This window comes from Agrobacterium sp. fls2-241-TYG-188a (assembly GCF_030209845.1).
Genome location: NZ_JARVRD010000007.1, coordinates 40774 through 66303, shown reverse-complemented (window position 1 = coordinate 66303; position 25530 = coordinate 40774). Strand labels below are relative to the sequence as shown.

At 54.4% G+C, this 25530-nt stretch carries 26 protein-coding genes; 15 read left to right on the top strand and 11 right to left on the bottom strand.

What is annotated here, in order from left to right; genetic code table 11:
* Window positions 1-54: 54 nt before the first annotated feature.
* From QRN85_RS19205 to hemE, 8 genes are all read right to left on the bottom strand, one after another.
* The gene (locus QRN85_RS19205; protein WP_062589246.1) at window positions 55-939 is read right to left on the bottom strand and encodes a ParB/RepB/Spo0J family partition protein; all 885 of its coding nucleotides are present in this window, start codon (window positions 937-939) and stop codon (window positions 55-57) included.
* 59 nt (window positions 940-998) lie between these two features.
* Window positions 999-1790 (bottom strand): ParA family protein, encoded by a 792-nt coding sequence (locus tag QRN85_RS19200; RefSeq protein WP_284759778.1) that lies wholly within the window; start codon window positions 1788-1790, stop codon window positions 999-1001.
* Window positions 1791-1809: 19 nt separating this feature from the next.
* A complete protein-coding gene (rsmG, locus tag QRN85_RS19195) occupies window positions 1810-2430 on the bottom strand; it encodes a 16S rRNA (guanine(527)-N(7))-methyltransferase RsmG (protein ID WP_284759777.1) in 621 nt (206 codons plus the stop codon).
* An 11-nt stretch (window positions 2431-2441) separates the two neighbouring features.
* Window positions 2442-4313 carry a tRNA uridine-5-carboxymethylaminomethyl(34) synthesis enzyme MnmG gene (mnmG, locus tag QRN85_RS19190; RefSeq protein ID WP_284759912.1) on the bottom strand — a complete coding sequence of 624 codons (1872 nt, stop codon included), beginning with the start codon at window positions 4311-4313 and terminating at the stop codon, window positions 2442-2444.
* A 44-nt stretch (window positions 4314-4357) separates the two neighbouring features.
* A complete protein-coding gene (gene mnmE / locus QRN85_RS19185; RefSeq protein ID WP_284759776.1) occupies window positions 4358-5677 on the bottom strand; it encodes a tRNA uridine-5-carboxymethylaminomethyl(34) synthesis GTPase MnmE in 1320 nt (439 codons plus the stop codon).
* Between the two features lie 126 nt (window positions 5678-5803).
* Window positions 5804-7069 carry a transcription termination factor Rho gene (rho, locus tag QRN85_RS19180; protein WP_112964404.1) on the bottom strand — a complete coding sequence of 422 codons (1266 nt, stop codon included), beginning with the start codon at window positions 7067-7069 and terminating at the stop codon, window positions 5804-5806.
* A gap of 185 nt (window positions 7070-7254) precedes the next feature.
* Entirely contained in the window at window positions 7255-7800 is a 546-nt protein-coding gene (hemJ, locus tag QRN85_RS19175; protein WP_284759775.1) for a protoporphyrinogen oxidase HemJ, read from the bottom strand.
* Window positions 7797-8831, bottom strand: a complete 1035-nt coding sequence (gene hemE / locus QRN85_RS19170; protein WP_284759774.1) for a uroporphyrinogen decarboxylase — start codon at window positions 8829-8831, stop codon at window positions 7797-7799. The genes hemJ and hemE overlap by 4 nt, the downstream gene beginning before the upstream one ends.
* A 405-nt stretch (window positions 8832-9236) precedes the next feature.
* Here hemE and QRN85_RS19165 point away from each other — a divergent pair, with 405 nt between their 5' ends.
* The 5 genes from QRN85_RS19165 to dnaQ are packed head-to-tail and all read left to right on the top strand — an operon-like array spanning window position 9237 to window position 12841.
* A complete protein-coding gene (locus QRN85_RS19165; protein WP_112964401.1) occupies window positions 9237-10058 on the top strand; it encodes a pyruvate, water dikinase regulatory protein in 822 nt (273 codons plus the stop codon).
* Between the two features lie 32 nt (window positions 10059-10090).
* Entirely contained in the window at window positions 10091-10690 is a 600-nt protein-coding gene (locus QRN85_RS19160) for a Maf-like protein (protein ID WP_284759773.1), read from the top strand.
* A complete protein-coding gene (locus QRN85_RS19155; RefSeq protein ID WP_284759772.1) occupies window positions 10683-11543 on the top strand; it encodes a shikimate dehydrogenase in 861 nt (286 codons plus the stop codon). The genes QRN85_RS19160 and QRN85_RS19155 overlap by 8 nt, the downstream gene beginning before the upstream one ends.
* Window positions 11540-12139 (top strand): dephospho-CoA kinase, encoded by a 600-nt coding sequence (gene coaE, locus QRN85_RS19150; RefSeq protein WP_284759771.1) that lies wholly within the window; start codon window positions 11540-11542, stop codon window positions 12137-12139. Before QRN85_RS19155 ends, coaE begins: the two co-directional genes overlap by 4 nt.
* Before the next feature lie 3 nt (window positions 12140-12142).
* Window positions 12143-12841, top strand: coding sequence for a DNA polymerase III subunit epsilon (gene dnaQ / locus QRN85_RS19145; protein ID WP_062589260.1), 699 nt, complete (start codon window positions 12143-12145; stop codon window positions 12839-12841).
* Window positions 12842-12899: 58 nt separating this feature from the next.
* On the opposite strand, the gene secB is transcribed toward dnaQ, so the two are convergent.
* Both secB and QRN85_RS19135 read right to left on the bottom strand, forming a co-directional pair.
* Window positions 12900-13382 (bottom strand): protein-export chaperone SecB, encoded by a 483-nt coding sequence (secB, locus tag QRN85_RS19140; RefSeq protein WP_111841287.1) that lies wholly within the window; start codon window positions 13380-13382, stop codon window positions 12900-12902.
* Window positions 13383-13464: 82 nt separating this feature from the next.
* The gene (locus QRN85_RS19135; protein WP_112964393.1) at window positions 13465-13977 is read right to left on the bottom strand and encodes an FxsA family protein; all 513 of its coding nucleotides are present in this window, start codon (window positions 13975-13977) and stop codon (window positions 13465-13467) included.
* Between the two features lie 252 nt (window positions 13978-14229).
* Here QRN85_RS19135 and QRN85_RS19130 point away from each other — a divergent pair, with 252 nt between their 5' ends.
* The 5 genes from QRN85_RS19130 to QRN85_RS19110 all read left to right on the top strand — a co-directional run bounded on the left by QRN85_RS19130 (window position 14230) and on the right by QRN85_RS19110 (window position 19570).
* Complete coding sequence (locus QRN85_RS19130) at window positions 14230-14925, top strand: Tim44/TimA family putative adaptor protein (protein ID WP_062589263.1); 696 nt, start codon at window positions 14230-14232, stop codon at window positions 14923-14925.
* Window positions 14922-16040, top strand: coding sequence for a murein transglycosylase A (gene mltA / locus QRN85_RS19125; protein WP_284759770.1), 1119 nt, complete (start codon window positions 14922-14924; stop codon window positions 16038-16040). Before QRN85_RS19130 ends, mltA begins: the two co-directional genes overlap by 4 nt.
* Entirely contained in the window at window positions 16040-16615 is a 576-nt protein-coding gene (locus QRN85_RS19120; protein ID WP_284759769.1) for a Smr/MutS family protein, read from the top strand. The genes mltA and QRN85_RS19120 overlap by 1 nt, the downstream gene beginning before the upstream one ends.
* The gene (locus tag QRN85_RS19115; RefSeq protein WP_112964383.1) at window positions 16612-16977 is read left to right on the top strand and encodes a helix-turn-helix domain-containing protein; all 366 of its coding nucleotides are present in this window, start codon (window positions 16612-16614) and stop codon (window positions 16975-16977) included. Before QRN85_RS19120 ends, QRN85_RS19115 begins: the two co-directional genes overlap by 4 nt.
* Before the next feature lie 157 nt (window positions 16978-17134).
* Window positions 17135-19570 (top strand): DNA gyrase subunit B, encoded by a 2436-nt coding sequence (locus tag QRN85_RS19110; RefSeq protein WP_284759768.1) that lies wholly within the window; start codon window positions 17135-17137, stop codon window positions 19568-19570.
* Between the two features lie 138 nt (window positions 19571-19708).
* On the opposite strand, the gene QRN85_RS19105 is transcribed toward QRN85_RS19110, so the two are convergent.
* Entirely contained in the window at window positions 19709-20311 is a 603-nt protein-coding gene (locus QRN85_RS19105) for a nitroreductase family protein (protein WP_284759767.1), read from the bottom strand.
* Window positions 20312-20509: 198 nt separating this feature from the next.
* On the opposite strand from QRN85_RS19105, the gene QRN85_RS19100 reads away from it, so the two are divergent.
* The 5 genes from QRN85_RS19100 (at window position 20510) to trpB (ending at window position 25529) form a co-directional block, all read left to right on the top strand.
* Window positions 20510-21352 (top strand): fumarylacetoacetate hydrolase family protein, encoded by an 843-nt coding sequence (locus QRN85_RS19100; protein WP_062589269.1) that lies wholly within the window; start codon window positions 20510-20512, stop codon window positions 21350-21352.
* A 141-nt stretch (window positions 21353-21493) separates the two neighbouring features.
* Window positions 21494-22729 (top strand): polyhydroxyalkanoate depolymerase, encoded by a 1236-nt coding sequence (locus QRN85_RS19095; protein WP_113098386.1) that lies wholly within the window; start codon window positions 21494-21496, stop codon window positions 22727-22729.
* Window positions 22730-22774: 45 nt separating this feature from the next.
* Window positions 22775-23545, top strand: a complete 771-nt coding sequence (locus QRN85_RS19090; protein ID WP_113098387.1) for a M48 family metallopeptidase — start codon at window positions 22775-22777, stop codon at window positions 23543-23545.
* A 104-nt stretch (window positions 23546-23649) separates the two neighbouring features.
* Window positions 23650-24306 carry a phosphoribosylanthranilate isomerase gene (locus QRN85_RS19085; protein ID WP_113098388.1) on the top strand — a complete coding sequence of 219 codons (657 nt, stop codon included), beginning with the start codon at window positions 23650-23652 and terminating at the stop codon, window positions 24304-24306.
* A 2-nt stretch (window positions 24307-24308) separates the two neighbouring features.
* Window positions 24309-25529 carry a tryptophan synthase subunit beta gene (gene trpB, locus QRN85_RS19080; protein ID WP_062589273.1) on the top strand — a complete coding sequence of 407 codons (1221 nt, stop codon included), beginning with the start codon at window positions 24309-24311 and terminating at the stop codon, window positions 25527-25529.
* Window position 25530: the final 1 nt, after the last annotated feature.

Here is a 25530-nt window from a genome sequence, read left to right as displayed (position 1 = left end):
CGCAGTTCGGCCAGAGGAAAGAAACTACCCTGGCCACTTAACGTATGCTCTTCATCATCTTTGTTCAAGCAAGCGGCAAACTGCCTCGAGCTGTTCGAGAGTCCGGTAATTGATCCGGATGTTACCGCTGCTGCCTTTGTGGGTAATCTTCACATCAAGCCCCAGTGCGTCGCTCAAAGTGCGCTCCAACGCCACGGTGTCAGAGTCTTTTTCATTTTCCGCTTTGCGACTTTGCGTGGGGTCGAGTTGTTGTTTGATGTCCGCCTGAGCAATCCGTTCGGCATCACGTACAGAGAGCCCCTTAGCGACGATCGTTTTTGCCAGCTGAACCGGATCTGACGTTGATACCAGAGCGCGGGCGTGACCCGCCGACAATGACCCTTCTGCGAGCATATCTCTGACAGGCTCTGGAAGCTTGAGCAGCCTCAGACTGTTAGCAACGTGGCTCCGGCTCTTGCCGATGATTTCGCCAAGATCATTCTGGGTATAGCCATGTTCCGCGATAAGCTGATCATAGCCCAGAGCCTCTTCGAGGGGGTTGAGGTCTGAACGCTGAACGTTTTCAACGATTGCAAGTTCGAGCGCGGTCCGATCGTCGACATCGCGGACGATAACAGGTATCTCTGCGAAGCCTGCCAGTTGTGCCGCACGCCAGCGCCTTTCACCGGCAATGATTTCAAAGCGATTGTCTGCCACGGTACGAACAACAACCGGTTGAACGATCCCGTGCTGGCGGATTGACGATGCCAAATCCTGCAGCTCATTCTCATCGAAGTGACGGCGAGGGTTGCGAGGGCTTCTAGCGACAAATTCGATTGGCACCGTACGGTCGGCGTTGACCGTCCGCTGAGGTTCCCCAACAGGAAGGGGTTGATCCATCTCGCCGATCAACGCCGCGAGGCCACGCCCAAGTCGGCGCTTCGATAGATCATCGCTCATAAGATACTCCACACATTAACTAGGGTCGATTGCATCTGGCCAATAGGTGACGCGAGGCACTATGCCGCCTTGCGTAAACGCTCGCGCTGAATAACTTCAGAGGCCAGCTGCAGATAGGCCTGGCTGCCAGCACATTTCAAGTCATATAGAATGGCGGGCTTCCCATAAGATGGCGCCTCAGACACTCTAACGTTTCGCGGTATAAGTGTATGATAGACTTTCTCGCCGAGATGGGTCCTTACGTCACTCACCACCTGCTGCGCCAGATTGTTCCTGGAGTCGAACATCGTCAACACGATGCCTTGAATATCCAGAGCTGGATTCACGGTGCTCTTTATCTGGCTGACGGTATCGAGCAATTGGCTTAATCCCTCAAGGGCGAAGAATTCGCACTGAAGAGGAACGAGGACAGAGTGCGCTGCTGCCATCGCGTTCATCGTCAGCAAATTGAAGGATGGGGGGCAGTCCACTAATACATATGAATATGCACGGGCGTCAGTGGTTTCGAGAGCCTTTTTTAGCAGGAAAACGCGGTTTGTCGCGTTCGCTACCTCCATCTCGAATCCAAGAAGATCCATTGTCGATGGAACAATATCGAGATTTGGGACCGCAGTTGGGACCGCCGTTTCAGAAACCGTATTTGTGCCGATCAGCAGGTCGTAGGAAGAAAACTTGCGCTCACGCCTATCAATTCCAAGTCCCGTGCTCGCATTCCCTTGCGGATCTAGATCAATAACAAGAACTTTCTCGCCTATTGCAGCAAGGGCGGTGGCAAGATTTATGGCAGTCGTCGTTTTACCGACACCGCCTTTTTGATTAGCGATCGTTATTATTCGGTTCTTTTCCAACATTGAACGGCACCTGACTTGGTCAATCAGCACGTCGATGCAAATTGCTGATCTCCAGAACAACGGAGTTTGCGTCGATGCTGCTTTGGTGTTTTATCAGATCAAACTGCCAACGACCACGAGCTTTTTCCAACTCGGCTTCATAATCCCTGCCTTTGTTGAGCAGCGCGCGCAATTTTTCGTTCGCAGCCGCCCAGGGATGGACATATCCGAGCAAAGTGTCGAGATCTGCAAGTGCTCGAGCCGAGATGGCATCAACCGTACCAACGGTTTCCGGTGCCGTTTCAATTCTGACCGGATGGATACTGCCTCTTGCCCCTGTCTCAGCCAAAGCCAGGCGCAAGAAACCAGCCTTCTTATGGTTACTCTCAACCAGATTGACCCATCCGCCGCCTGTCTCAGCAAGCAGAATTGCGGTTATGACTCCCGGAAATCCGCCACCGCTGCCAAGATCCGCCCAGCGGATTGGCTCTGGCAGGAGCTGAAAAATTTGCACACTGTCAGCAATATGGCGCGTCCAAATATCATGAAGCGTGGAAGGCGCCACGAGATTCGTAACAGCATTCCATTTCTTAAATAATTCAACAAAATGCTCGAGGCGCTGTTGTGTTTCACGTGAAACACTCTGACCGTTTATAATCATTATAGGACTCGTTAGGAGTGTGATTGCAACCGATCTTGGGCCGCAGATTTACGTATGAGGGCCAATATCAAAGAAATGGCAGCCGGGGTCATCCCGTCGACCCGTGTCGCTTGTGATATATTGGCTGGCCGCGCCTTTTGCAGCTTCTGTCGCAGTTCGGTTGACAGTCCAGAAATCGTGGAGAAATCGAAATCATCTGGAATGATACGTTGTTCATCTCTCTTTATATCGACAATGTCGGCACTCTGCCGCTGCATGTAAACGGCGTAGCTCGCTTCAATCTCCAAAATTTCCGAGACCTTTGGGGACAGCGATGCAATCTCTGGCCAAATGATCTTGAGCCTTGCTGTATCGATATCAGGATAAGCTAGCAGCTCATAAGCGTTACGGCGTTGGCCATCTTGATTGATTTGAAGGCCGTGTTTGGCGGCTTGAGAAGGGCTAATCGATAATGCCTTTAGATAGTTTCGACCCCCATCGAGTTTTTCAAGAAGATTGGAGAACTTTTCGGAGCGAGATGTTCCAACAATTCCCAAAGACATCGCTAGTGGCGTCAGTCGGAGGTCTGCATTATCGACTCTGAGAGACAATCGATATTCAGCTCTCGACGTGAACATGCGATAAGGTTCGCTGACGCCCTTTGACGTCAAATCATCAATCATGACGCCAATATAGGATTCAGTTCGGCTGAAATGAACTGCGTCAGCACCAGACGCATGCCTGGAAGCATTGATGCCCGCAACCAAGCCCTGAGCCGCGGCTTCTTCGTAGCCAGTCGTGCCGTTAATTTGACCGGCGAGGAAGAGTCCAGGTATTTTCTTTACTTCGAGCGACATGTGCAATTCACGAGGATCTACATAGTCGTACTCGATCGCATAACCGGGCTGGAGGATCGTGACGTTTTCCAAACCTGGTATCGTTTTGACAAATTGTTCTTGGACAGACAGGGGAAGTGACGTTGAAATACCGTTAGGGTAAATCGTGTGGTCGTCCAGACCTTCTGGCTCAAGAAAAATCTGGTGTCCGTCGCGCTCGCCAAATCTGACGATCTTATCCTCTATGGACGGGCAATAGCGTGGCCCGACGCCCTCGATCTGCCCGGAATACATTGCTGAAAGATGGATATTATCCTGAATTATCTTGTGCCCAGCAGGCGTCGTTCGGGTTACCCCGCACTCGATTTGCGGATTGACGATCGTATCGGTCATCAATGAAAAGGGAACAGGATCCTCATCTGCTCCCTGTCGCTCAACCGAAAGCCAATCTATCGTCCGGCCATCCAGTCGGGCGGGCGTTCCAGTCTTTAGCCGACCCATCGCCAAGCCTGCTCTGGCAAGCGTTGCAGAAAGACCCAGGGAGGGTTTCTCGCCCATTCTTCCCGCAGGTGTCTTTTCGGAACCGATATGAATAAGGCCACGGAGGAAGGTACCACTAGTGAGAACAACCGCCTTGCAAGGCAACCGATGTCCATTCGCGAGAACGACAGCAATGACTGCGCCATCGCGCGTCTCGACGTCCCATGCGTCCCCTTCGATGACAGTAAGATTGGGCGTTGATGCAATTTCGGACTGCATCGCTTCTCGGTAGAGACGCCTATCTGCCTGCGTACGAGGGCCGCGAACGGCGGGTCCCTTCTTCTTGTTCAGCATCCTGAACTGAATACCGCCAGCGTCCGCCATCCTACCCATGAGGCCGTCCATTGCATCAATCTCGCGGACAAGGTGACCCTTACCAAGACCACCGATGGCGGGGTTACACGACATTACCCCGATCGTCGCCCTGTTATGGGTTAATAACGCTGTCTCAGCGCCGTATCGAGCCGAAACGGCCGCGGCTTCACATCCGGCGTGTCCACCGCCAATAACAACAACGTCATAGGTCATATTGTTCAATGCCTCGTCGGAAAAATCCGAATGTTTCACGTGAATCACTTCCCGATGCAGAATTCGGAGAAGATGACGCCTAGCAATTGCTCTACGTCAACGCGGCCAGTAATTCGCCCAAGCGCTGTCGCAGCGAGACGAAGATATTCGGACCTGATTGCCAGATCTGTATCGGTCGAATTAAGGGCATCACTAACATAGTTCAACGTCTCTACAAGCCTATTTTTGTGCCTGAGCCTGCCGGGCGCCAGCGTAAGGCCGGAGCCAGTTTTGTTTTCGATCTGATTTCGGATAAGGCTCTTCAGTTCCTCTAATCCATCGCCGGTCTTGGAAGACACCCGCAGGCTGGCAATGTCGTCGCGCCCCGGTGCTAAATCTGATTTCGACCATATTGCAAAAGCTTCAGCGGAGACGTTGATAAATTGTTGCGGAGCCGAATCAAAAGCCGAGAGCTGGATCACCATATCGGCAGCGGCGGCTGTTTTCTCTGCCCGTCGCACACCCTCCTTCTCAACGACGTCGTCAGTCTCTCTTAGGCCGGCGGTGTCGAAGATCGTTACAAGATAGCCACCAAGATCGAGGTCGACACTCAGGACATCACGTGTTGTCCCCGCGATATCAGTAACGATGGCGATGTCTCTACCGCTTAAGGCATTAAGCAGGCTGGACTTGCCAGAGTTCGGTGCGCCAATAAGGGCAACTTTAAAACCGTCGCGGATAATCGCAGCGTGCTCAGCTGCTCGGAGATGAGATACAAGTTCATCGCGAATTGCCCCCACTTCGACCCAGACCCGGTCTGAAATCGAGCCAGGAACATCATCTTCATCAGCAAAGTCCAGTTCTGCCTCAATGAATGCTCGACATCTGGTTAGCCTGTTAGCCCAGTCGTCATATAGCTCAGAAAGGTTACCGCTTGTCTGTTCCAGCGCCAATCGACGTTGCATCTCTGTCTCAGCTTTGAGGAGATCAGCAAGTCCTTCGACCTCGACCAGGTCCATCTTTCCGTTATCATAGGCCCTTTTGGAGAACTCTCCTGCTTCCGCTGCACGCATACCATCTATGGAGCCAAGTTCTGCGAACACAGCATCTACGACGGCACGTCCGCCGTGGACATGAATCTCTACGCAATCCTCCCCCGTAAAGGATTTTGGCGCCGGGAAATTCAACACAAGAGCTTGATCGATTGGAGAATTATTTCGGTTACGAATCGTTCTCAAGGCGGCAAAACGGGGCTTAGGGAGATCGCCGCCAATCAACTGACTCAAGGCGCTCTGCGCTTTCGCGCCGCTTAGCCTGATTACAGCCACTCCAGCGGGAAGTGAGCCGCTCGATAATGCGTAAATAGTGTCTTGCGATATCGTCATCAGATCAACTCTCACATCGCAGATGAGCGGAACGACCTTTCTGCGATAAGACCTCACACCATCAGTACAATGAAATTGGCCGCGCCCATGGGACGCGGCCTGATCACTTCTTATAAAACAGACGACTTAAGTGTTCATGGAGTCGAAGAAATCGCCATTGTTCTTCGTCTGCTTTAGTTTGTCGATCAGGAACTCGATCGCATCTGTAGTGCCCATCGGGGCGAGAATGCGACGGAGCACGAAAATCTTCTGCAGGTCTTGGCGAGGCACAAGCAGGTCTTCCTTACGCGTGCCGGACTTGAGAATATCCATGGACGGGAAGATGCGCTTGTCTGCGACCTTGCGGTCAAGAACGATTTCCGAGTTACCCGTACCCTTGAATTCTTCGAAGATGACTTCGTCCATGCGGCTTCCAGTATCGATCAGAGCGGTCGCGATAATCGTGAGCGATCCGCCTTCCTCGATATTACGCGCCGCGCCGAAGAAGCGCTTGGGGCGCTGAAGGGCATTGGCGTCAACACCACCGGTCAGAACCTTACCGGAGGATGGAACAACCGTGTTATAGGCGCGGCCAAGACGGGTGATCGAGTCCAGCAGGATCACGACGTCACGGCCGTGTTCCACCAGACGCTTGGCCTTTTCAATGACCATTTCGGCGACCTGTACATGCCGAACAGCGGGTTCGTCGAAGGTAGAGGAGACAACCTCTCCCTTGACCGAGCGCTGCATGTCGGTGACTTCCTCCGGCCGCTCATCGATCAACAGCACGATCAGATAGCACTCTGGATGGTTCGCCGTGATGGAATGCGCAATATTCTGCAGCAGGACAGTTTTACCAGTCCGCGGCGGCGCCACGATCAGGCCGCGCTGACCTTTGCCGAGCGGTGCAACGAGATCGATCACGCGGGCCGAGAGATCCTTCGATGTCGGAACATCCAGCTCCATCTTGAAGCGGTCATTCGGATAAAGAGGCGTCAGATTGTCGAAATGGACCTTGTGACGGATTTTCTCCGGATCATCGAAATTGATCGTGTTGACCTTGAGCAGCGCGAAATAACGCTCGCCTTCTTTGGGACCACGGATCGGTCCCTCAACCGTATCGCCTGTCTTCAGAGAGAAGCGGCGTATCTGGGACGGCGAAATATAAATGTCGTCAGGGCCCGGGAGATAATTCGCATTCGCCGAACGCAGGAAGCCGAAACCATCCTGCAGGACCTCGACGACGCCTTCGCCGATGATCTCGATGTCCTGACTTGCCAGTACCTTGAGGATTGCAAACATGAGCTCTTGCTTGCGCATCGTGCTCGCATTTTCGACTTCCAGGGATTCGGCAAAAGTCAGCAAATCGGTAGGAGATTTGCTCTTAAGTTCCTGAAGCTTCATTTCAGCCATGAAGAGAAAGACCGTCTTTAAATATGTGTGGGGAAGGGCGTGATCGCGAATCAGCTACTGGGGAATTCCCCGCAGACGTCTGAATAATTCACATGCCATTGAGATGAGTGACGCGAAAATAGCGATTGAACGGGAAAGCCGCAAGAGGAAAGCACCAATTCCGAGAAATTTATCGTGATAGACCTTTAAGAGAGGGGTTTCACAACCACAAGTACGACTATCGCGATCATCAGCAGGGTCGGAACCTCATTCATCAACCGCCAGTGACGGGCTGAGCGTGTGTTCTGATCGCGGGCAAAGCGCCGTGCACTTCTGCTAAAATACACATGCGTCACCGTCATCAGCACGACGAGCCCGATTTTCGCATGGAGCCAGCCGCCAGAAAAACCGAAGGCCGACCAGGCAAGATAGAGCCCCAACACCCAGGAAATCATCATAGCAGGGTTCATGATCACCTTGATCAGCCGCTGTTCCATGACCTTGAACGTTTCGGACTTTTCAGATCCGGGCGCAGCGTCCGTGTGATAGATGAAAAGCCGGGGCAGGTAGAACAATCCTGCCATCCAGGAAATGACCGCGATGATGTGGAGGGACTTGATCCAGAGATAGGCGTCTGCCGAGTCGACATGAAGAACGACGGCCGCCAGGGCAACGAGTGCACCTAGCGCTACCGCCGCACGCAGCCGGGTTTTGCGGCCCGCATCTGCCGACGTTTGCTTGCCTGTCGTCATGCTGTTGCCCCGCGTGCCCTGACACGGGCAACGAGCCTGGCAACATTTTCCGGATCAGCCTGCGGCGTAATTCCATGGCCTAGATTGAAAATCAACGGACCTTGGCCAAGCTTGTCTAGGATTGCATCTATCCCTTCCTCCAGCGCCTTGCCTCCAGCAACCATTCGCATCGGGTCGAGATTTCCCTGAACGGGACCATCCTTCTGCAGATCTTGCGCGAAGGATAGCGGCACACTCCAGTCAAGGCCAATGGCATCTGCGGACGTCTTCTGACGATAGTCCTTGAGGAGGATGCCCGCGCCTTTGGCGAAGGCGATGATTTTAGCTCCCGGCCGTCTTGCTCTGACGGACTCGATGATGCGGGCGACAGGTTTTATCGCAAAAGCCTCGAATTCGGCTTCTCCCAGGACACCCGCCCAGGAATCGAAAATCTGCACAGCATCGGCGCCGGCGTCGAGTTGCTCGACAAGGTAGTCGGCAGACACCTCTGCGAGAAACGCCAGAAGCTTTTCCATCGCTTCTGGTTCCTGATAGCCGAAAAGCCGGGCAGGTGCCTGATCAGGTGTGCCGTGACCGGCAATCATGTAGGTAGCAACCGTCCAGGGCGCACCACAGAAACCGAGAAGTGTCGTTTTGGAGGGAAGCTCGCGACGTAGCCTGTTAACGGTCTCAAATACTGGCCGAAGGTGGGCCAATACATCGTCACGTTTGAGAGTGGAAATGCCCGCCACATCAATCGGGTCCATCGCTGGCCCTCTACCCTCTGTGAAGGTTACATTTCGCTTCAGCGCGTCAGGGATCACCAAGATATCGGAAAACAGAATTGCCGCATCCAGATCAAAACGGCGAATTGGCTGCAAAGTCACTTCTGTCGCGAGTTCAGGATTATAACAGAGATCAAGGAAACTTCCGGCAACCTTCCGCGTTTCCCGGTACTCCGGGAGGTAACGACCTGCCTGCCTCATGAGCCAGATCGGGGGAGGAGACAGCGCTTCTCCATTTAAAACCTTCATTACGCTTCGCTCGGACATGTCGGCCAACTTTTCTAAAAAAAGAATCTAAGAGATCTATAAGATTTTCTATTTCTTAGAGTCTGTGGGTAGCAAGGATTAAAATCTATCTGGCGGAAATGCCGCAAGCTGACCTAAGCCACGAAGATGAAAGATGTTCCAGCCACGTTTGCTGCGTTAGTGTTGAAAACCCATATATCGCCATAAATTTCAATTATTTAATCCCCTGTATTTTTGCGCCGTCTTGTGGATAACGGTTAGGCAGAATTTCTTAACTGTTTTTGTCCTCACAATTCACAGGGCACGCTTCACTTGCTACACCGTCCCTCCAATTGTGGACAAAAGCCGGTTTTTCCCTCAGCCTGATCCCTGGCTGGCAAAAGCGATGATGTTGTCCAGCTTTATCAACAGGGGCACGGAATTAGCGTGGAGAACCAAAAAAGTTTCTTTCATCTCCATCTGATTTCTGACTCCACGGGCGAAACCCTGATGTCAGCCGGTAGGGCTGTTTCCGCACAGTTTCATTCTGCCATGCCACTCGAGCATGTGTATCCGATGATCCGGAACCAGAAACAGCTGCAAAAGGTGATAGACAGCATCGATGAGAAGCCCGGCATCGTTCTCTATACGATTGTTGATGAACAGCTTGCCGCGTTTCTCGATCTGCGCTGTCACGCCATAGGTGTTCCCTGTGTCAACGTCCTCGAGCCTGTTATCGGCATCTTCCAGACCTATCTCGGCACGGCCTCGAGAAGGCGGGTAGGGGCGCAGCATGCCTTGAATGCAGATTACTTCGCGCGCATCGAAGCGTTGAATTTTGCCATGGACCATGACGACGGGCAATTCCCGGAAAGTTATGATGAGGCTGATGTCGTCATTGTGGGGATCAGCCGCACGTCCAAGACACCAACGAGCATCTATCTGGCCAACAGAGGCATCAAGACCGCCAATATCCCTGTCGTGCCAGATGTGCCGCTACCTGAAAGCCTCTACAAGGCAACGAAGCCGCTCATCGTCGGCCTCGTGGCAACGTCGGATCGCATTTCCCAGGTTCGTGAAAACAGGGAACTTGGAGCGACCGGCGGCTTTGATCGCGGGCAATATATTGATCGGGCAACCATCATGGAGGAGCTGAAATATGCTCGCTCGCTATGCGCCCGCAACAATTGGCCGATCATTGATGTGACGAGACGTTCCATTGAAGAGACGGCAGCAGCCATTCTTGCTCTTCGCCAGAGGACGCGTTAATCCTTCGCACCCTTGTTCGGAGACCATGGTTGATGAGACCGGAACTAATACTTGCGTCGTCCAGTGCGTCGCGCCAGATGCTGATGCGCAATGCGGGCCTGGAATTTTCTGTCGAGCCAGCAGAGATCGATGAACGCGCGATCGACGCAAAACTAGAGAAAGACGGTGCTTCGCCGCAAGACATTGCCGGCGAGCTGGCGAAAGCGAAGGCTGCAGCCGTCAGTATCCTCAAGCCAGACGCATTCGTTTTAGGATGCGACCAGACGATGTCGCTGGGTTCACGCATCTATCACAAGCCTAAAGATATGAGCGAGGCGCACGTGCACCTTATGTCGCTCGGGGGCAAGACGCACCGCCTGAATTGTGGAGCAGCGATTGCGAGGAATGGCGAAATTCTGTGGGATGTGGTGACGATTGCGGACATGACGGTAAGGGAACTGACCGACAACTTCGTCGCACGCCATCTTGAAAAAGTAGGGACGAAGGTCCTTTCAAGCGTTGGTGCCTACCAGCTTGAAGGCGAGGGCATTCAGCTTTTCACTGAAATCAAGGGTGACTATTTCACCATTCTAGGACTGCCGCTTTTGCCATTGTTAACAAAAATGCGCGAATTGGGTCTGGTCGATGCCTGATTCACGTGAAACATTAACCATCAAGGCGTTCGTTACCGGCTATCCTGTCAAACATTCGCGTTCGCCACTTATTCACGGTCATTGGCTCAGACAATTTAAAATAGACGGTTCTTACGAAGCGGTCGCAATCGAACCCGCTTCCTTGCCTGATTTCATGAACGGCCTGCGGTCTGGCACCAATGGTTTCGTGGGTGGCAATGTTACGATACCCCATAAGGAATCCGCCTATCGACTGGCGGATCGTCCTGATGATCTGGCTCAGGAACTCGGCGCTGTTAACACACTGTGGCTAGAAGACGGGCAGATCCATGCAACAAATACAGATGGCTTTGGCTTTCTTGCCAATCTCGATGCATACCATAAGGGGTGGGACCGCACAGATAAGGCGGTCATATTCGGCGCAGGGGGCGCGAGCCGTGCTGTCGTGCAAGCACTAAGAAATCGCGGTGTGCGTGAAATCAATGTGCTTAATCGGACTGTTTCGAAAGCGCAGGAGCTTCGTGACCGCTTTGGAAGCAATATCTTTGCGCACTCGGTGGCTGCACTCGGCGAAGTCTCCGCTGGAGCGGGATTGTTCGTCAATACGACATCCCTGGGCATGGATGGAAGCGAAGCGCCTTTCATTGATTTCTCGAAGCTCGCTTCCGGTGCGGTGGTGACTGATATTGTCTATGTACCGCTGAAAACGCCCATTCTGAAAATGGCAGAGGAGCAGGGGTTTTCGACTGTAGACGGTCTGGGAATGCTTCTTCATCAGGCCAGACCCGGGTTCGAAAAATGGTTCGGCAAAAAACCTGATGTCGATGAAGAACTGCGAAGCCTCATCATCGCTGATATGGACGTTCACGCATGATCACCATCGGCCTCACCGGATCGATCGGAATGGGTAAGTCGACGACTTCAAAGCTTTTCGAAGATGAAGGCGTGGCCGTTTGCGATTCAGATGCTGTCGTCCACCAACTTTATCTGGATGAAGCCGTTCAGCCGATCGAGAAGGCTTTTCCGGGGGTCGTTGAGAACGGCGAAGTTAATAGGAAAATACTCGGCGATCTCTTGCGCGAGAATCCGGCTAATTTTAAAGTCCTTGAAGAGATCGTGCATCCGCTGGTTCGCAAACGGCAAGCGGCCTTTCTTCAGGCCTCCCGTGAGGCAGGATTTGATTTTGCGTTGCTGGACATTCCACTCCTGTTTGAGACGGACGCTGAAAACCGAGTGGACGTCGTCGTCGTTGTCACATGTGCATCGGAGATACAGAAGCAGCGCGTGATGGATCGGCCGGGAATGACAGAAGAAAAACTTCAGATGATCCTTGCGCGTCAAATGCCAGACGAGGAAAAAAGAAGACGCGCGGATTACATAATAGATACGAGCAACGGAATTGCGGATGCACGACTGCAGGTGAAGGCAATTCTCGACAAGCTGAAATCCGACCGTGGAAGTGAGACTTAGAAAATGCGCGAAATCATATTCGATACGGAAACCACGGGCCTTGAGTCGAAGTTTGACCGCATCATCGAAATTGGTGGGATCGAACTCCTCAATCATTTTCCAACGGGTAGAACCATTCATCTCTACATCAATCCGGCAGACCGCAAGGTCCATCCTGACGCTCTTGCAGTGCACGGCATTACCGACGAATTTTTGCAGGACAAGCCAAAATTCGAAGAGGTTGTGCAGGAAATCCGCGATTTCTTCGAGGGTGCTCGCTGGGTGGCCCACAATGCCACCTTCGATATGGGCTTCATCAATGCTGAATTTGCGCGGTTGGGAATAGAGCCAGTGTCGCCCGAGCTGGTGACCGATACCTTGTCCATGGCGCGCCGGAAACATCCGATGGGGCCCAATTCATTGGACGCCCTGTGCCGACGCTATGGCATAGACAATTCACACCGTGCCAAGCACGGCGCGTTGCTCGACTCCGAACTCCTGGCTGAAGTCTATATCGAAATGATCGGTGGGCGTCAGACCGCGCTTGGTTTTGGCGGCGCCGTCAAGTCCAAGGTGACCGAGGTGGTGGACGATGTCCCTATGGAAGCACTTGTCAGAACTCGGCCTTTGCCGCCGAGACTTGATCCGGCAACGGTCGCCGCGCATGAGAAGCTTGTGCAGGCCATGGGTGAGAAGGCGATCTGGAACAAATACCTTCAGTAAGATCAAACAAAAAACCCGGGTGCTGGACCCGGGTTTTCTTTTTAAGACTCTACTGCAATCAGTTCGGGACGGCCTGAACCTTGGCGCGGGCCTGTTCCTCAGCAACGCGCTGCGCAAACATCTGCGAGAAATCGATAGGATCGATCATCAAAGGCGGGAAGCCACCGTTGCGTGTCACGTCAGCAATGATCTGGCGTGCAAATGGGAAGAGCAGGCGAGGGCACTCGATAAACAGAACCGGTAACATGTGCTCCTGCGGGAAACCGGTGATGCGGAACACGCCGCCATAAACCAGCTCGGCGACGAAGAGAACCTTGTCGCCATCCTTTGCCTCGGCATTCAGTGTCAGCACGACGTCGAAGTCAGAACCGGAAATCGGGTTCGCGTTGACATTCACGTTGATGTTGATGGCAGGTGCACCATCACGTGCCTGAAGCGACCGCGGAGCCCCTGGATTTTCAAACGACAAATCCTTCGTGTACTGGGTCAGTATGTTGAGGGAAGGATTTGCCCCTTCCTGCGCACCATTTTCAGTTGTCATGATATGTCCTCGCGGATTGAATTATTGGAAGCCCGTCTATCACCTAGGCAAGGGGCTTACAACCCTTTGAACTGCTGGGCCGTTACGGTTTGGGCAGGTCGCGATCATCTCTGGAGGGCGACCAGGGCGATGAATTTGGGCCGTCGCGACGAAAGTCCTCTTCGTCGAGGTCCACGACCTTGCCCGGGCCTGCGCCCTGAGGTCCCGAGCGGAAATTCGGCGACTTGAAGGATGTCGCAACGACGATCCGCGGGCCCATTGCTTTCCAGATCAAAGCCCTGAAGGCCGGAACAAGCAGGAGAAGCCCGAGGATATCCGTGATGAAGCCGGGCAGGAAAAGAAGTATACCGGCCACGACACGCAGTCCGCCGCTGATCATTGCGGCAGCCGGTTCAGCACCTGTCTTGCTAGCGTTTTGAAGATCGCGGACCATTCCAAGACCGCCTGAACGGAGAATGAGAAGCCCGATAAAAGACGTCAGCAGGATAAGCCCCAATGTCAGCCACAAGCCCAGAGCCTTGCCGACAATGATGAAGCCGGCAATTTCCAGTATTGGCATCAACAGAGCGATGACCGGGACAAAAGAAAAACGCATAAATCCTGCCTTTTGGTATTGGAGCTCAACAGCCTTGCGATGGCTTATTCGCTGATACTACAACCTATCGAAAAAAGTCACACCGAACCACTTCCGCTGCTCCTTGCGGAAAATTCGGTGCCTCGGCAAAAATCATATTGCCGAAATCCATGCTCAGGAAACCGGCAATTGAATCTGCCTGTTTGAATGATGGGCAGATGCAGACTATATGATGTGTAGAAAATTGGATTTAAATGGCGGTTTCGGTAAAAGATGGGCTCAAGCGACTTTATAACATTGTTTTTTCTAGTGGCTGCGGTGCTGATTTTTCTTCAGCTGCGTAGCGTCCTTGGCCGTCGTACAGGCAATGAAAAGCCGCCAATGGATCCCTATAGCCCGCGCGATGCTGCCAAATCACTCTCTGACGATAACAAGGTTGTGACCTTGCCGAAAAAGGGAGAAGGCGACGAAGAGAACCGATTTGCCGAAATCGATGCCGTTGCTCCTGCCGGTTCGCCGCTGAATGATTCGCTTCGGGAGCTGTCAAAGACGGACCCTTCCTTCCGCCCGAAAGAATTCTTGAACGGCGCCCGTATGGCTTACGAAATGATCGTGATGGCTTTTGCAGATGGCGATCGCAAGGCGCTTAAAAACCTGCTTTCAAAAGAGGTTTATGACGGCTTCAATGCGGCGATTACGGACCGTGAAAGCCGTGGCGAAGTCGTGAAGTCCACCTTTGTCGGCATTGAAAAGATCGACATCACCAATGCCAGCATCCGTGATGCGGAAGAGCAGATCACCTTGAGGATCGTCAGCCAGCTAATTTCCGCCACCTATGACAAGGACGGAAAGCTGATCGATGGCGATGCCGAAAATGTTTCCGAAGTCGATGACATCTGGACGTTCTCGCGTGACATCCGCTCGCGTGATCCGAACTGGAAGCTGATCGCGACCGAATCCGAACAATGACAGGCGTCGATCCGGAATTTCGATTGGAGGAAGTGCCTTTTGCCGCCCTGCCGGGTTGGCAACGGGACGACCCTGCAGATCTGTTTCCGGCATTAAGCGCCATTCTGCAACATTTGCGCAGGGGTAAGCCCTACCGAACGGGAAAGCTGGGTCTTACCGCGTCTGACCTGCTGCCACTTCTGGAACAGGCGCAATCCGTCGAAACCTCGGACCCTGCCGCTTCTCGCAAATTCTTCGAAGAGCAGTGTCTGCCCTTCAAGATTTCATTGTCATCAGGCAAGGCGGGTTTCGTTACCGCGTTTTACGAACCGGAACTGGAAGTATCCCGCACGCCGGATGATGTCTGGAAATACCCTATATATCGTCGGCCTGACGATCTCATCGACCTCGACGATAGCAATCGGCCTGACGGCATGGATCCATACTATGCTTTCGGGCTGGAGCGGGAAGGCGAGATTTCGCCTTATCCAGACAGGGGCGAGATTGATCGCGGCTATCTTGATGGCCGCGGGCTTGAAATTGCCTGGGCAAAGTCGAAGGTTGATCTGTTTTTCGTCCACGTACAGGGCGCAGCGCGATTGAGATACGCTGATGGGACGATCAAGCGTATTACCTATTCGGCAAAAGCAGGACATCCATTTTCCCCGATCGGTCGCCTCTTGCTTGATAAGGGTGAACTGGATCCCGCTACCGTTTCAATGCAGACCATCCGTCAATGGCTACGCGATCATCCCGAGCAAGTTGATGAGGTTCTCTGGCACAACAGGTCTTATATTTTCTTTCGCGAAGCCGATGTGGAAAGTCTGGATCTTGGGCCGATTGCCGCCGCCAAGGTGCCCTTGGTCGCAGGGCGTTCTCTTGCCGTCGACAGGCTTATTCATACATTCGGTTTTCCGTTCTACATCGCCTCGCAAAGCCTTACGCATCTGGATGATGGGCAATCCTTTGCGCGATTGATGCTGGCACTCGATACGGGCTCCGCCATCGTCGGGCCAGCCCGCGGTGACATTTTCACCGGGTCAGGGGATGTCGCGGGAGAGCTTGCCGGCACCGTGCGCAATGCGGCGGATTTCTATATACTGATCCCCCGTGGGGCGGCGGAAAGGTTTCGGTAATGAAGGGCGGCCGCAAACTCGGCAAGGACGAACGCATCTTGTGGGGAAAGGTCGCCAGGACGACGAGGCTTGTCTCCGGGCGCGTTGAAGACTTGCTGGAATTTGAGGCCCTTGAAGCTGAAGCCCAGCCGGTGGCTGAACCAAAAACCGTAAAGACGATTCCACCGTTTCCTCAAATGATCGTCGAGACGGTGCCCCAACTTCCGGCAACCGAGGCTGATCGAAAACGCATCCATAGCCCCATGGAAAAACCGGTCAAACGCAAGTTGACCCGTGGCAGGCTTCCGCTTGAGGCGCGCATCGATCTGCACGGAATGTTCCAGAGCGAGGCTCACGCCGTTCTTCTGGATTTTCTCGTCCGAGCCCACGAACGCGGCCTGAGACATGTCCTCGTCATTACCGGCAAGGGACGCTCCCTGGGCAGTGACGGCGCGTTGAAGAGGGCGGTGCCCATGTGGTTTTCCAAACCGGAGTACCGTTACCTCATATCGTCCTATGAGGACGCCTCCATGAACCATGGCGGCGATGGCGCGCTCTATGTTCGCCTCGCGCGGCGCCGGGGAGATACCTCGTGACGCCTTTCTCGGAAGCCGTGCGGGTTCTTCGCGAGAAAAAAGGGGTCACTCAACGGCAGATGGCCTTGGCCATAGGCGTATCGCCAGCCTATCTTTCGGCGCTGGAACATGGAAAGCGAGGCACGCCGAGCTTTGATCTTTTGCAGCGCATAGCCGGATATTTTAACATTATCTGGGACGAGGCCGATGAATTGTTTTCGCTGGCTGGCGTTTCCGATCCCCGCGTTGTCATCGATACCGCCGGGTTGCCAAAGGAATATACGGCTCTCGCCAACGGATTGGCACGGGATATTCGCAAGCTGCCACCAAGTGTGATAGATGAATTGGCAGCCGTGCTGCAAAAAAGCCGTTCTTGCGACTGAAACCCTCGCTATCCCCTGCTTTGTGCAGGGTTTTGGCGCTTGTGGACTTTGGTTATCGAGGCGGAATTTCTATAGTCACACGTCAGATTGAAAGTGATTCGCTGTCGCGCCGTGTCATTGGCACGCGCTGCGGCAGACACAGTTGGAAAGAGTGCTTATGACTGAAACATCGTCGAGCGAAAACGCAGCCAGTGCAGCTTATGGAGCCGATTCCATCAAGGTCCTGAAGGGCCTTGATGCTGTGCGCAAGCGCCCAGGCATGTATATCGGCGATACCGACGATGGTTCCGGTCTTCACCACATGGTCTACGAAGTCGTCGATAACGCCATTGACGAAGCACTCGCCGGTCACGCCGATCTGGTGACCGTCACGCTGAATGCGGATGGCTCAGTGACTGTTACGGATAACGGTCGTGGTATTCCCACCGACATACATACGGGCGAGGGCGTTTCCGCCGCCGAAGTCATCATGACGCAACTGCACGCTGGCGGAAAGTTCGACCAGAACTCCTACAAGGTTTCCGGCGGCCTCCATGGCGTTGGCGTTTCTGTTGTCAATGCCTTGTCCGTGTGGCTGAAGCTGCGCATCCGGCGCAGCGGCAAGGTCCATGAAATCACCTTCACCCACGGCGTGGCCGATGGCCCGCTGAAGATTGTCGGAGACTACGAAGGTCGTTCAGGCACTGAAGTCACCTTCCTTGCCAGCTCCGACACCTTCACCATGACGGAATATAATTACGCCACGCTCGAGCACCGCCTGCGCGAACTGGCCTTCCTCAATTCCGGCGTGCGCATTCTTCTGACAGACAAGCGCCATTCCGACATAAAGCAGGAAGAGATGACCTATGACGGCGGGCTTGAAGCCTTCGTTCGTTATCTCGACCGTGCCAAGAAGCCGCTGGTCGACAAGCCGGTTGCCATCAGGGGCGAAAAGGACGGTATCACCGTCGAGGTCGCCATGTGGTGGAATGACAGCTACCACGAAAACGTCCTGTGCTTTACCAACAACATTCCCCAGCGCGATGGCGGCACGCATATGGCCGGTTTCCGTGGGGCACTGACACGTCAGGTCACGTCCTATGCGGATAGTTCCGGCATCACCAAAAAGGAAAAGGTCTCCCTTCAGGGTGAAGACTGCCGCGAAGGTTTGACGGCCGTATTGTCGGTGAAGGTCCCGGATCCGAAGTTTTCGTCGCAGACGAAGGACAAGCTCGTATCGTCGGAAGTCAGACCAGCGGTCGAAAACCTCGTGAATGAAGCACTCAGCACCTGGTTCGAAGAGCATCCGGCAGAAGCAAAGGTGCTTGTGGGCAAGGTCGTTGAAGCGGCGATTGCCCGTGAAGCCGCCAGAAAGGCGCGTGAACTGACGCGTCGCAAGGGTGCGCTCGACATAGCCTCGCTGCCCGGCAAGCTTGCCGATTGCTCGGAGCGCGACCCCGCGAAGTCCGAAGTCTTCCTTGTCGAGGGTGACTCCGCCGGTGGTTCCGCCAAGCAGGGCCGTTCGCGTGAAACGCAGGCTATTCTTCCTTTGCGCGGCAAGATCCTGAACGTCGAACGCGCCCGTTTCGACAAGATGCTGTCCAGCCAGGAAATCGGCACACTGATTACCGCTCTCGGCACATCCATCGGCAAGGATGAATTCAACGCCGACAAGCTTCGCTACCACAAGATCATCATCATGACCGATGCTGACGTCGACGGCGCGCATATTCGCACGCTGCTTTTGACGTTCTTCTTCCGTCAGATGCCGGAGCTTATCGAGCGCGGCCATCTCTATATCGCCCAGCCACCGCTCTACAAGGTCACACGCGGCAAGTCCGTGCAGTATCTGAAAGACGAGAAGGCACTGGAAGAATATCTGATTTCGATGGGTATCGAGGAAGCGTCGCTAACCGTCGGTTCGGGTGAAGTGCGCGTAGGCGAGGACCTCCGCGAAGTCATTCTGGATGCTGTGCGGATGCGGACGCTCATCGAAAGCCTCCATTCGCGTTACAGCCGTTCGATTGTCGAACAGGCTGCAATCGCTGGTGCCCTCAACCCGGAACTTTCAGCTGATGCCAGCAAGGCCGAAGCCACAGTGGCGGAAGTCGCGCGTCGTCTGGACATGATCGCAGAAGAAACGGAACGTGGCTGGACCGGTGAGGTCCTTGGCGATGGCGGGTTGAGATTCTGGCGCATGGTGCGCGGCGTCAAGGAAGTATCGACATTGGATATGGGACTGCTCGGCTCCGCGGACGCCCGCCATATCGACCAGCTGGCTTCCCGCATGGCTGAAATCTACGCAACACCGCCTGTCCTGCAGCGCAAGGACGGCAGCCAGACAATCTCCGGACCGCGCGCGCTTCTCGATTCCATTTTTGCTGCAGGGCGCAAGGGTCTTTCCATGCAGCGCTACAAGGGTCTTGGCGAGATGAATGCGGAACAGTTGTGGGAGACGACTCTGGACGCCAACGTCCGTTCGCTGCTGCAGGTAAAGATTCCTGACGCGACTGATGCGGACGGATTGTTCGCTCGTCTCATGGGCGACGAGGTAGAGCCACGCAGGGATTTCATCCAGGAAAATGCCCTGAGCGTTGCAAACCTCGATATCTGATATTTCTCTGTGGATCTCCGTCAGGGCGATTCACGTGAAACAGAAAATTAACAAAAGGCCCGACGGATGCTCTGTCGGGCCTTTGTTTTTGGAATGCAGCATCAAGAGTGGCTTGGTGCTCGCTTCCTCAGAAAAGAACTAGTCTGCCTTTCCTGTGAAGCTTCCTTCGAATGCGACGTCAGCCAGTGGCAGCCGCTTGCTGGGTGTCTCACGTTCGGCGAGATTTTCCGGCAGCGTGCTTTTGTCCGTGAGTGTGCCGATCGCCACCGCGGCTTCCACAACATAGCCTTCCGGCACTTTTAGCGTCTCCACGATCTTGTCGGTAAAGATGCCGGCCATGCCGTGCGCGTGATAGCCGAGAAGATGTGCCTGCATGGCGAGCGAGAACCAGGCTGCGCCCGCATCGAATGAATGGGTTGCTGCGGGCTTCTTCTCTCCGTCGCGGGAGATGCTGTAGCTGCGAGAGATGATGAACAAAAGGACGGAAGCGTTCTTCGCCCAGACCCGATTGCCTTCCATGAGCAGCTCGGAAAATGTGTCCCACTGCGCGCTGCCCTTATGGGCATAGACGAAGCGCCACGGCTGAAGATTGGAAGCCGATGGCGCCCAGTGTGCCGCATCCAGAATGGTCAGAAGATGTTCTTTTGGCATATTCGCGCCATCAAAAGCGCGCGGTGACCATCGATCCAGAAAAAGGGGATCAACCGGATATTCGGACTGGCGGGTATTGCTGTGGGTCATATTGTTTCCTCGAAAAACTGGAACATCAATCTTGGCTCATATCGGTAAAACCTCATAGGAGATTTCGATAACAACGTGTCAAGCGCGTGGCTGGTGCCAGAAGAATATACGCATTCGCCAGATGAGGGCGCGAGGGGTGACAAGGATAAATAGTTCGTTCATATATGCATAATCCGTTCAGCAATTGGGAGTGATATTATGAAGTTGATGCGTGTTGGCCAGCCGGGCCAGGAAAAGCCCGCCATTCTGGACGCAGATGGACATATCCGCGATCTTTCGGCTCATGTGAAAGACATTGGTGGCGAAGCCATTTCTCCAGAGGGGCTGGAAAAGATCGCACGGATCGACTTGGCGTCGCTTCCAATTCTTTCTGACGACCGCATAGGCGCCTGCGTTGCAGGTACGGGAAAGTTTATCTGCATCGGCCTGAATTATTCCGACCATGCGGCAGAGACAGGCGCAAAGGTGCCACCAGAACCCGTTATCTTCATGAAGGCAACATCTGCAATCGTCGGCCCTAATGATGACGTCATCATTCCCCGCGGCTCCGAAAAGACCGATTGGGAAGTCGAGCTTGGCGTTGTCATCGGCAAGACTGCCAAATATGTGTCAGAAGCCGATGCTCTCGACTATGTTGCCGGCTATTGCGTCTCCCACGATGTTTCCGAACGCGCCTTCCAGTCCGAACGTCAGGGACAGTGGACCAAAGGTAAATCCTGCGACACCTTCGGCCCGATCGGCCCTTGGCTCGTCACGAAGGATGAAGTCGCAGATCCTCAAAATCTAGGCATGTGGCTCAAGGTCAATGGCGAGACGATGCAGAACGGTTCGAGCCAGACGATGGTCTATGGCGTGGCAAATGTTGTGTCCTATCTCAGCCAGTTCATGTCGCTGCACCCGGGTGACGTCATTTCCACCGGCACCCCTCCCGGTGTCGGCCTCGGCATGAAGCCGCCACGCTTCCTGAAGGCAGGCGATGTCGTGGAACTTGGTATCGAAGGTCTCGGCACCCAGAAGCAGACCTTTGTCGCCGACATCTAGGTAAAACACCTACATCTTTGATGACGTCTGATATGACAAGCGCCTGCGGAAAAACCGCTGGCGCTTGTTGCATTTTGTGCAGCTGCGAAAAGGTGCTATCCTGTCAAAAAGACTGCGATCAACGACGGGAGGCGTTCATTCGTGTTTTATCACCTCTATGAAATGAACCACGCGGCCATGGCACCGCTGAGAGCCAGCGCTGAACTCATGCGTCAGGCATGCAACAATTCAATGAACCCTCTGTCCAACACCGCTTTCGGGCGCAGCCTGGATGCCGGTTTTGAGGTTTTCGAGCGGCTTACGCGACGCTACGGAAAGCCGACCTTCGGTCTGTCTTCCACCACCGTAGACGAGCGTTCAGTTGCCGTTGAAGAAGAAATCACCTTCTCCAAACCCTTCTGTAACCTCGTTCACTTCAAGCGGGATTTGCCTGCGAGCAGAAAAGCAGATCCCAAGATCCTGCTGGTTGCGCCCATGTCGGGCCATTATGCGACGCTGCTGCGCGGAACGGTCGAAGCGCTTCTGCCTTCGGCCGATATTTACATCACCGATTGGGCGGATGCGCGTGTCGTGCCCGTGACTGAAGGTGGTTTCGATCTCGATGATTATATCACCTATATCATCGACATCCTGCACCACTTGGGTGAGGGCGTGCATGTGGTCGCTGTCTGCCAGCCATCGGTCCCCGTTCTGGCGGCAGTTTCGTTGATGGAAGCGAATGGCGATACATTTGCGCCGGCCTCGATGACACTCATGGGTGGCCCCATCGATACGCGTATCAATCCCACTGCGGTGAACGAACTGGCCAAGGGGAAATCCATCGACTGGTTTCGAGACAATGTCGTCATGCAGGTGCCGTGGCCACAACAGGGATTTGGTCGCAACGTCTATCCCGGCTTCCTGCAATTATCGGGTTTCATGTCCATGAATCTCGACCGGCACATGACAGCGCATAAGGACTTCTATCTCAACCTCGTCAAGAATGACGGGGACTCGGCGGAAAAGCATCGCGAGTTCTATGACGAATATCTCGCCGTCATGGATCTTACGGCGGAGTTTTATCTGCAGACCGTGGAAAGGGTCTTTATCGAACATGCCTTGCCCAAGGGCACGATGATTCACCGGGGAGTACCGGTCGATCCCGCGTCCATCACGCGCGTGGCGTTGTTGACGGTGGAAGGAGAAAACGACGATATCTCCGGTCTGGGCCAGACGAAGGCCGCCCATGACCTCTGTAGGAATATCCCGGCTGACAAGCGGGATCATTACATGCAGCCGGACGTAGGACACTATGGCGTTTTCAACGGCTCCCGTTTCCGGCGAGACATTGTCCCCAGAATGCTCGCCTTCATGCACAAACATGGCCGCGCGCGTTGATGGCGGGCCAATAGCTTTTTCAGCGCCGAATCGCTATGAAAGGGCATGTTCTCCCTGCTTCGAAAATCCTTGAGACCGTCATCATCCGGCAAAGCACCGCCCGCTCAACGCATGGTGGACGTCGGAAATAGAAGCGTACCCATCACCATCAAGGAAAATCAGCGCGCCACACGCATAACGCTTCGCATAGAACCGGGCGGCAAGGCGCTGAAAATGACAATTCCATACGGTTTGCATCACCGCGAGGTCGATGACTTCCTAGAGCGCCATAATGGCTGGCTAAAGGCCAAGCTCTCGAAATTTTCGCAGGAAGAGGGCAGTATCAGGGATGGCGGAATGATCGCCATTCGCGGCGTTGCTCACCGGATCGAACATACCGGCACATTGCGCGGTGTTACGCAGCTGGCGAGAAATGCAGAGGGGGAGGCAGTCCTCAGGGTCAGTGGCGCGCCGGAACACATGGGTCGCCGCATCGCTACCTTTCTCAAGAAAGAAGCCCGCGCCGACCTGGAAAGATTGGTTGCCCTCCATGCCGGAGCCATTGGTAAGCCGGTACGCTCCATTTCCATGAAGGATACCCGCAGCCGCTGGGGATCCTGCTCCCATGACGGCAATCTTAGTTTTTCCTGGAGGATCGTCATGGCACCGGAAAGTGTCATCGACTATCTGGCGGCGCATGAGGTTGCGCATCTGAAAGAAATGAACCACGGTCCCAATTTCTGGGCACTCTGCAACAGGCTGTGTCCGGATATGGAAGCGTCGAAAGCCTGGTTGAAAAGGCACGGGTCGCAGCTCCACGCCATCGATTTCGGTTAAGTTGCTGCAGAAACGGTTTGGATTCACGTGAAACATCACCGCTCTTTGTTTCCCCGTATCGATAGGGCTCGACTCACGGGCTGTTTCATGGCACCTCCAAAGCCATGAAACCGGATATCAAGATTTGCGGATTGAAGTCGGCGGACGCGATCGAGCGCGCTGTAAGACGGGGCGCCAGCCACTTAGGCTTCATCTTTTTTGAGAAGAGCCCGCGCAATATCGAGCCTGATGTTGCGGGCGAGTTGGCAGATGCCGTGCGCGGTAGCGTCAAGATCGTCGCCGTTACTGTCGATGCGGATAATGACGAGCTTGATGAGATCATCGACCTATTGAAACCGGACATGCTGCAATTGCATGGGAGCGAAAGCCCGGAGCGGGTGCTGAACGTCAAGGCCGTCTATGGACTGCCTGTCATAAAAGCGTTTTCCATCCGCGATGGCGATGATCTCGCCAAAATTAATCCCTATATAGGAATTGCCGACAAGTTTCTCTTCGATGCCAAGCCACCCGCAGGTTCGGATCTGCCAGGCGGCAACGGCGTGTCGTTCGACTGGACCTTGTTGCGCTCTCTTGACGAAGGCGTCGATTACATGCTTTCCGGGGGATTGAACAAAAACAACGTCGCTGAAGCCCTGGAAGTGACCGGGGCTCTGGGAATAGATGCATCTTCCGGTGTCGAAAGCGCGCCGGGTGTCAAGGATCTTGCCATGATCGACGCATTTTTCGATGCGATCAGATCGGCCAGGCCGCAGGGAGTTTGAGAGTGAACGAGACGCCGAAACCCAACTCTTTCCGCGCCGGTCCCGATGAGGACGGCAGATTTGGTATCTATGGAGGCCGCTTTGTGGCCGAAACCCTGATGCCGCTCATTCTCGAGCTTCAGACTCAGTGGGATAAGGCGAAGACTGACCCTGAATTTCAGGCCGAGCTTTCCCATCTCAACACCCATTATACCGGCCGTCCCAGCCCGCTCTATTTCGCCGAACGACTGACGCAGGAGCTTGGCGGCGCGAAGATCTATTTCAAGCGCGATGAACTGAACCACACCGGTTCGCACAAGATCAACAATTGCCTGGGGCAGATCCTGCTAGCCAAGCGCATGGGCAAGACTCGCATCATCGCGGAAACCGGCGCTGGACAGCACGGCGTTGCCTCGGCCACCGTGGCCGCCCGTTTTGGCATACCCTGCGTCGTTTATATGGGCGCGACCGATGTGGAGCGTCAGGCACCAAACGTGTTCCGCATGAAGCTTCTCGGCGCAGAGGTCGTGCCTGTTACCGCTGGCCATGGCACGCTGAAGGATGCCATGAACGAAGCTCTGCGGGATTGGGTGACCAATGTCGATGACACCTACTATATGATCGGCACGGCAGCCGGGCCGCATCCATATCCGGAGATGGTCCGAGACTTCCAGTCCGTCATCGGACACGAAGTTCGCGAGCAGATGATGAAAGCGGAAGGCCGCCTTCCTGACCTGCTGGTCGCAGCAGTCGGCGGTGGTTCAAACGCAATCGGGCTGTTTCATCCGTTCCTCGATGACGAAAGCGTCAGAATTGTCGGCGTAGAGGCGGGCGGCAAGGGTCTGGAAGGGGAAGAGCACTGTGCGTCCCTGACAGCGGGCTCGCCAGGCGTGCTTCACGGCAACCGCACCTATCTGTTGCAGGACGGTGACGGACAGATCAAGGAAGGCCACTCGATCTCGGCTGGCCTCGACTATCCCGGTATCGGTCCTGAGCATTCGTGGCTCAAGGATACCGGTCGCGTCGAATATGTGCCCATCATGGACACTGAGGCACTCGATGCTTTCCAGCTTCTGACCCGCACAGAAGGGATCATCCCGGCGCTGGAGCCCAGCCATGCGCTGGCGGAAGTCGTCAAGCGCGCGCCCAAGATGGACAAGAATGAGATTATCGTCATGAACCTGTGCGGACGTGGCGACAAGGACATCTTCACCGTGGCAAAACTTCTGGAAATGGGTGCCTGAT

What these genes read in the sequence shown, in the direction of transcription:
- rsmG (WP_284759777.1), bottom strand. Translation starts at nt 2,430, where the DNA reads ATGATTATAAACGGTCAGAGTGTTTCACGTGAAACACAACAGCGCCTC.
- QRN85_RS19085 (WP_113098388.1), top strand. Translation starts at nt 23,650, where the DNA reads ATGAAACCGGATATCAAGATTTGCGGATTGAAGTCGGCGGACGCGATC.
- QRN85_RS19090 (WP_113098387.1), top strand. Translation starts at nt 22,775, where the DNA reads ATGTTCTCCCTGCTTCGAAAATCCTTGAGACCGTCATCATCCGGCAAA.
- coaE (WP_284759771.1), top strand. Translation starts at nt 11,540, where the DNA reads ATGATCACCATCGGCCTCACCGGATCGATCGGAATGGGTAAGTCGACG.
- mltA (WP_284759770.1), top strand. Translation starts at nt 14,922, where the DNA reads ATGACAGGCGTCGATCCGGAATTTCGATTGGAGGAAGTGCCTTTTGCC.
- QRN85_RS19105 (WP_284759767.1), bottom strand. Translation starts at nt 20,311, where the DNA reads ATGACCCACAGCAATACCCGCCAGTCCGAATATCCGGTTGATCCCCTT.
- dnaQ (WP_062589260.1), top strand. Translation starts at nt 12,143, where the DNA reads ATGCGCGAAATCATATTCGATACGGAAACCACGGGCCTTGAGTCGAAG.
- hemE (WP_284759774.1), bottom strand. Translation starts at nt 8,831, where the DNA reads ATGTCCGAGCGAAGCGTAATGAAGGTTTTAAATGGAGAAGCGCTGTCT.
- hemJ (WP_284759775.1), bottom strand. Translation starts at nt 7,800, where the DNA reads ATGACGACAGGCAAGCAAACGTCGGCAGATGCGGGCCGCAAAACCCGG.
- QRN85_RS19130 (WP_062589263.1), top strand. Translation starts at nt 14,230, where the DNA reads ATGGGCTCAAGCGACTTTATAACATTGTTTTTTCTAGTGGCTGCGGTG.
- QRN85_RS19135 (WP_112964393.1), bottom strand. Translation starts at nt 13,977, where the DNA reads ATGCGTTTTTCTTTTGTCCCGGTCATCGCTCTGTTGATGCCAATACTG.
- QRN85_RS19120 (WP_284759769.1), top strand. Translation starts at nt 16,040, where the DNA reads ATGAAGGGCGGCCGCAAACTCGGCAAGGACGAACGCATCTTGTGGGGA.
- QRN85_RS19200 (WP_284759778.1), bottom strand. Translation starts at nt 1,790, where the DNA reads ATGTTGGAAAAGAACCGAATAATAACGATCGCTAATCAAAAAGGCGGT.
- QRN85_RS19110 (WP_284759768.1), top strand. Translation starts at nt 17,135, where the DNA reads ATGACTGAAACATCGTCGAGCGAAAACGCAGCCAGTGCAGCTTATGGA.
- mnmE (WP_284759776.1), bottom strand. Translation starts at nt 5,677, where the DNA reads ATGACGATATCGCAAGACACTATTTACGCATTATCGAGCGGCTCACTT.
- QRN85_RS19205 (WP_062589246.1), bottom strand. Translation starts at nt 939, where the DNA reads ATGAGCGATGATCTATCGAAGCGCCGACTTGGGCGTGGCCTCGCGGCG.
- secB (WP_111841287.1), bottom strand. Translation starts at nt 13,382, where the DNA reads ATGACAACTGAAAATGGTGCGCAGGAAGGGGCAAATCCTTCCCTCAAC.
- QRN85_RS19160 (WP_284759773.1), top strand. Translation starts at nt 10,091, where the DNA reads ATGAGACCGGAACTAATACTTGCGTCGTCCAGTGCGTCGCGCCAGATG.
- QRN85_RS19155 (WP_284759772.1), top strand. Translation starts at nt 10,683, where the DNA reads ATGCCTGATTCACGTGAAACATTAACCATCAAGGCGTTCGTTACCGGC.
- QRN85_RS19100 (WP_062589269.1), top strand. Translation starts at nt 20,510, where the DNA reads ATGAAGTTGATGCGTGTTGGCCAGCCGGGCCAGGAAAAGCCCGCCATT.
- rho (WP_112964404.1), bottom strand. Translation starts at nt 7,069, where the DNA reads ATGGCTGAAATGAAGCTTCAGGAACTTAAGAGCAAATCTCCTACCGAT.
- mnmG (WP_284759912.1), bottom strand. Translation starts at nt 4,313, where the DNA reads ATGACCTATGACGTTGTTGTTATTGGCGGTGGACACGCCGGATGTGAA.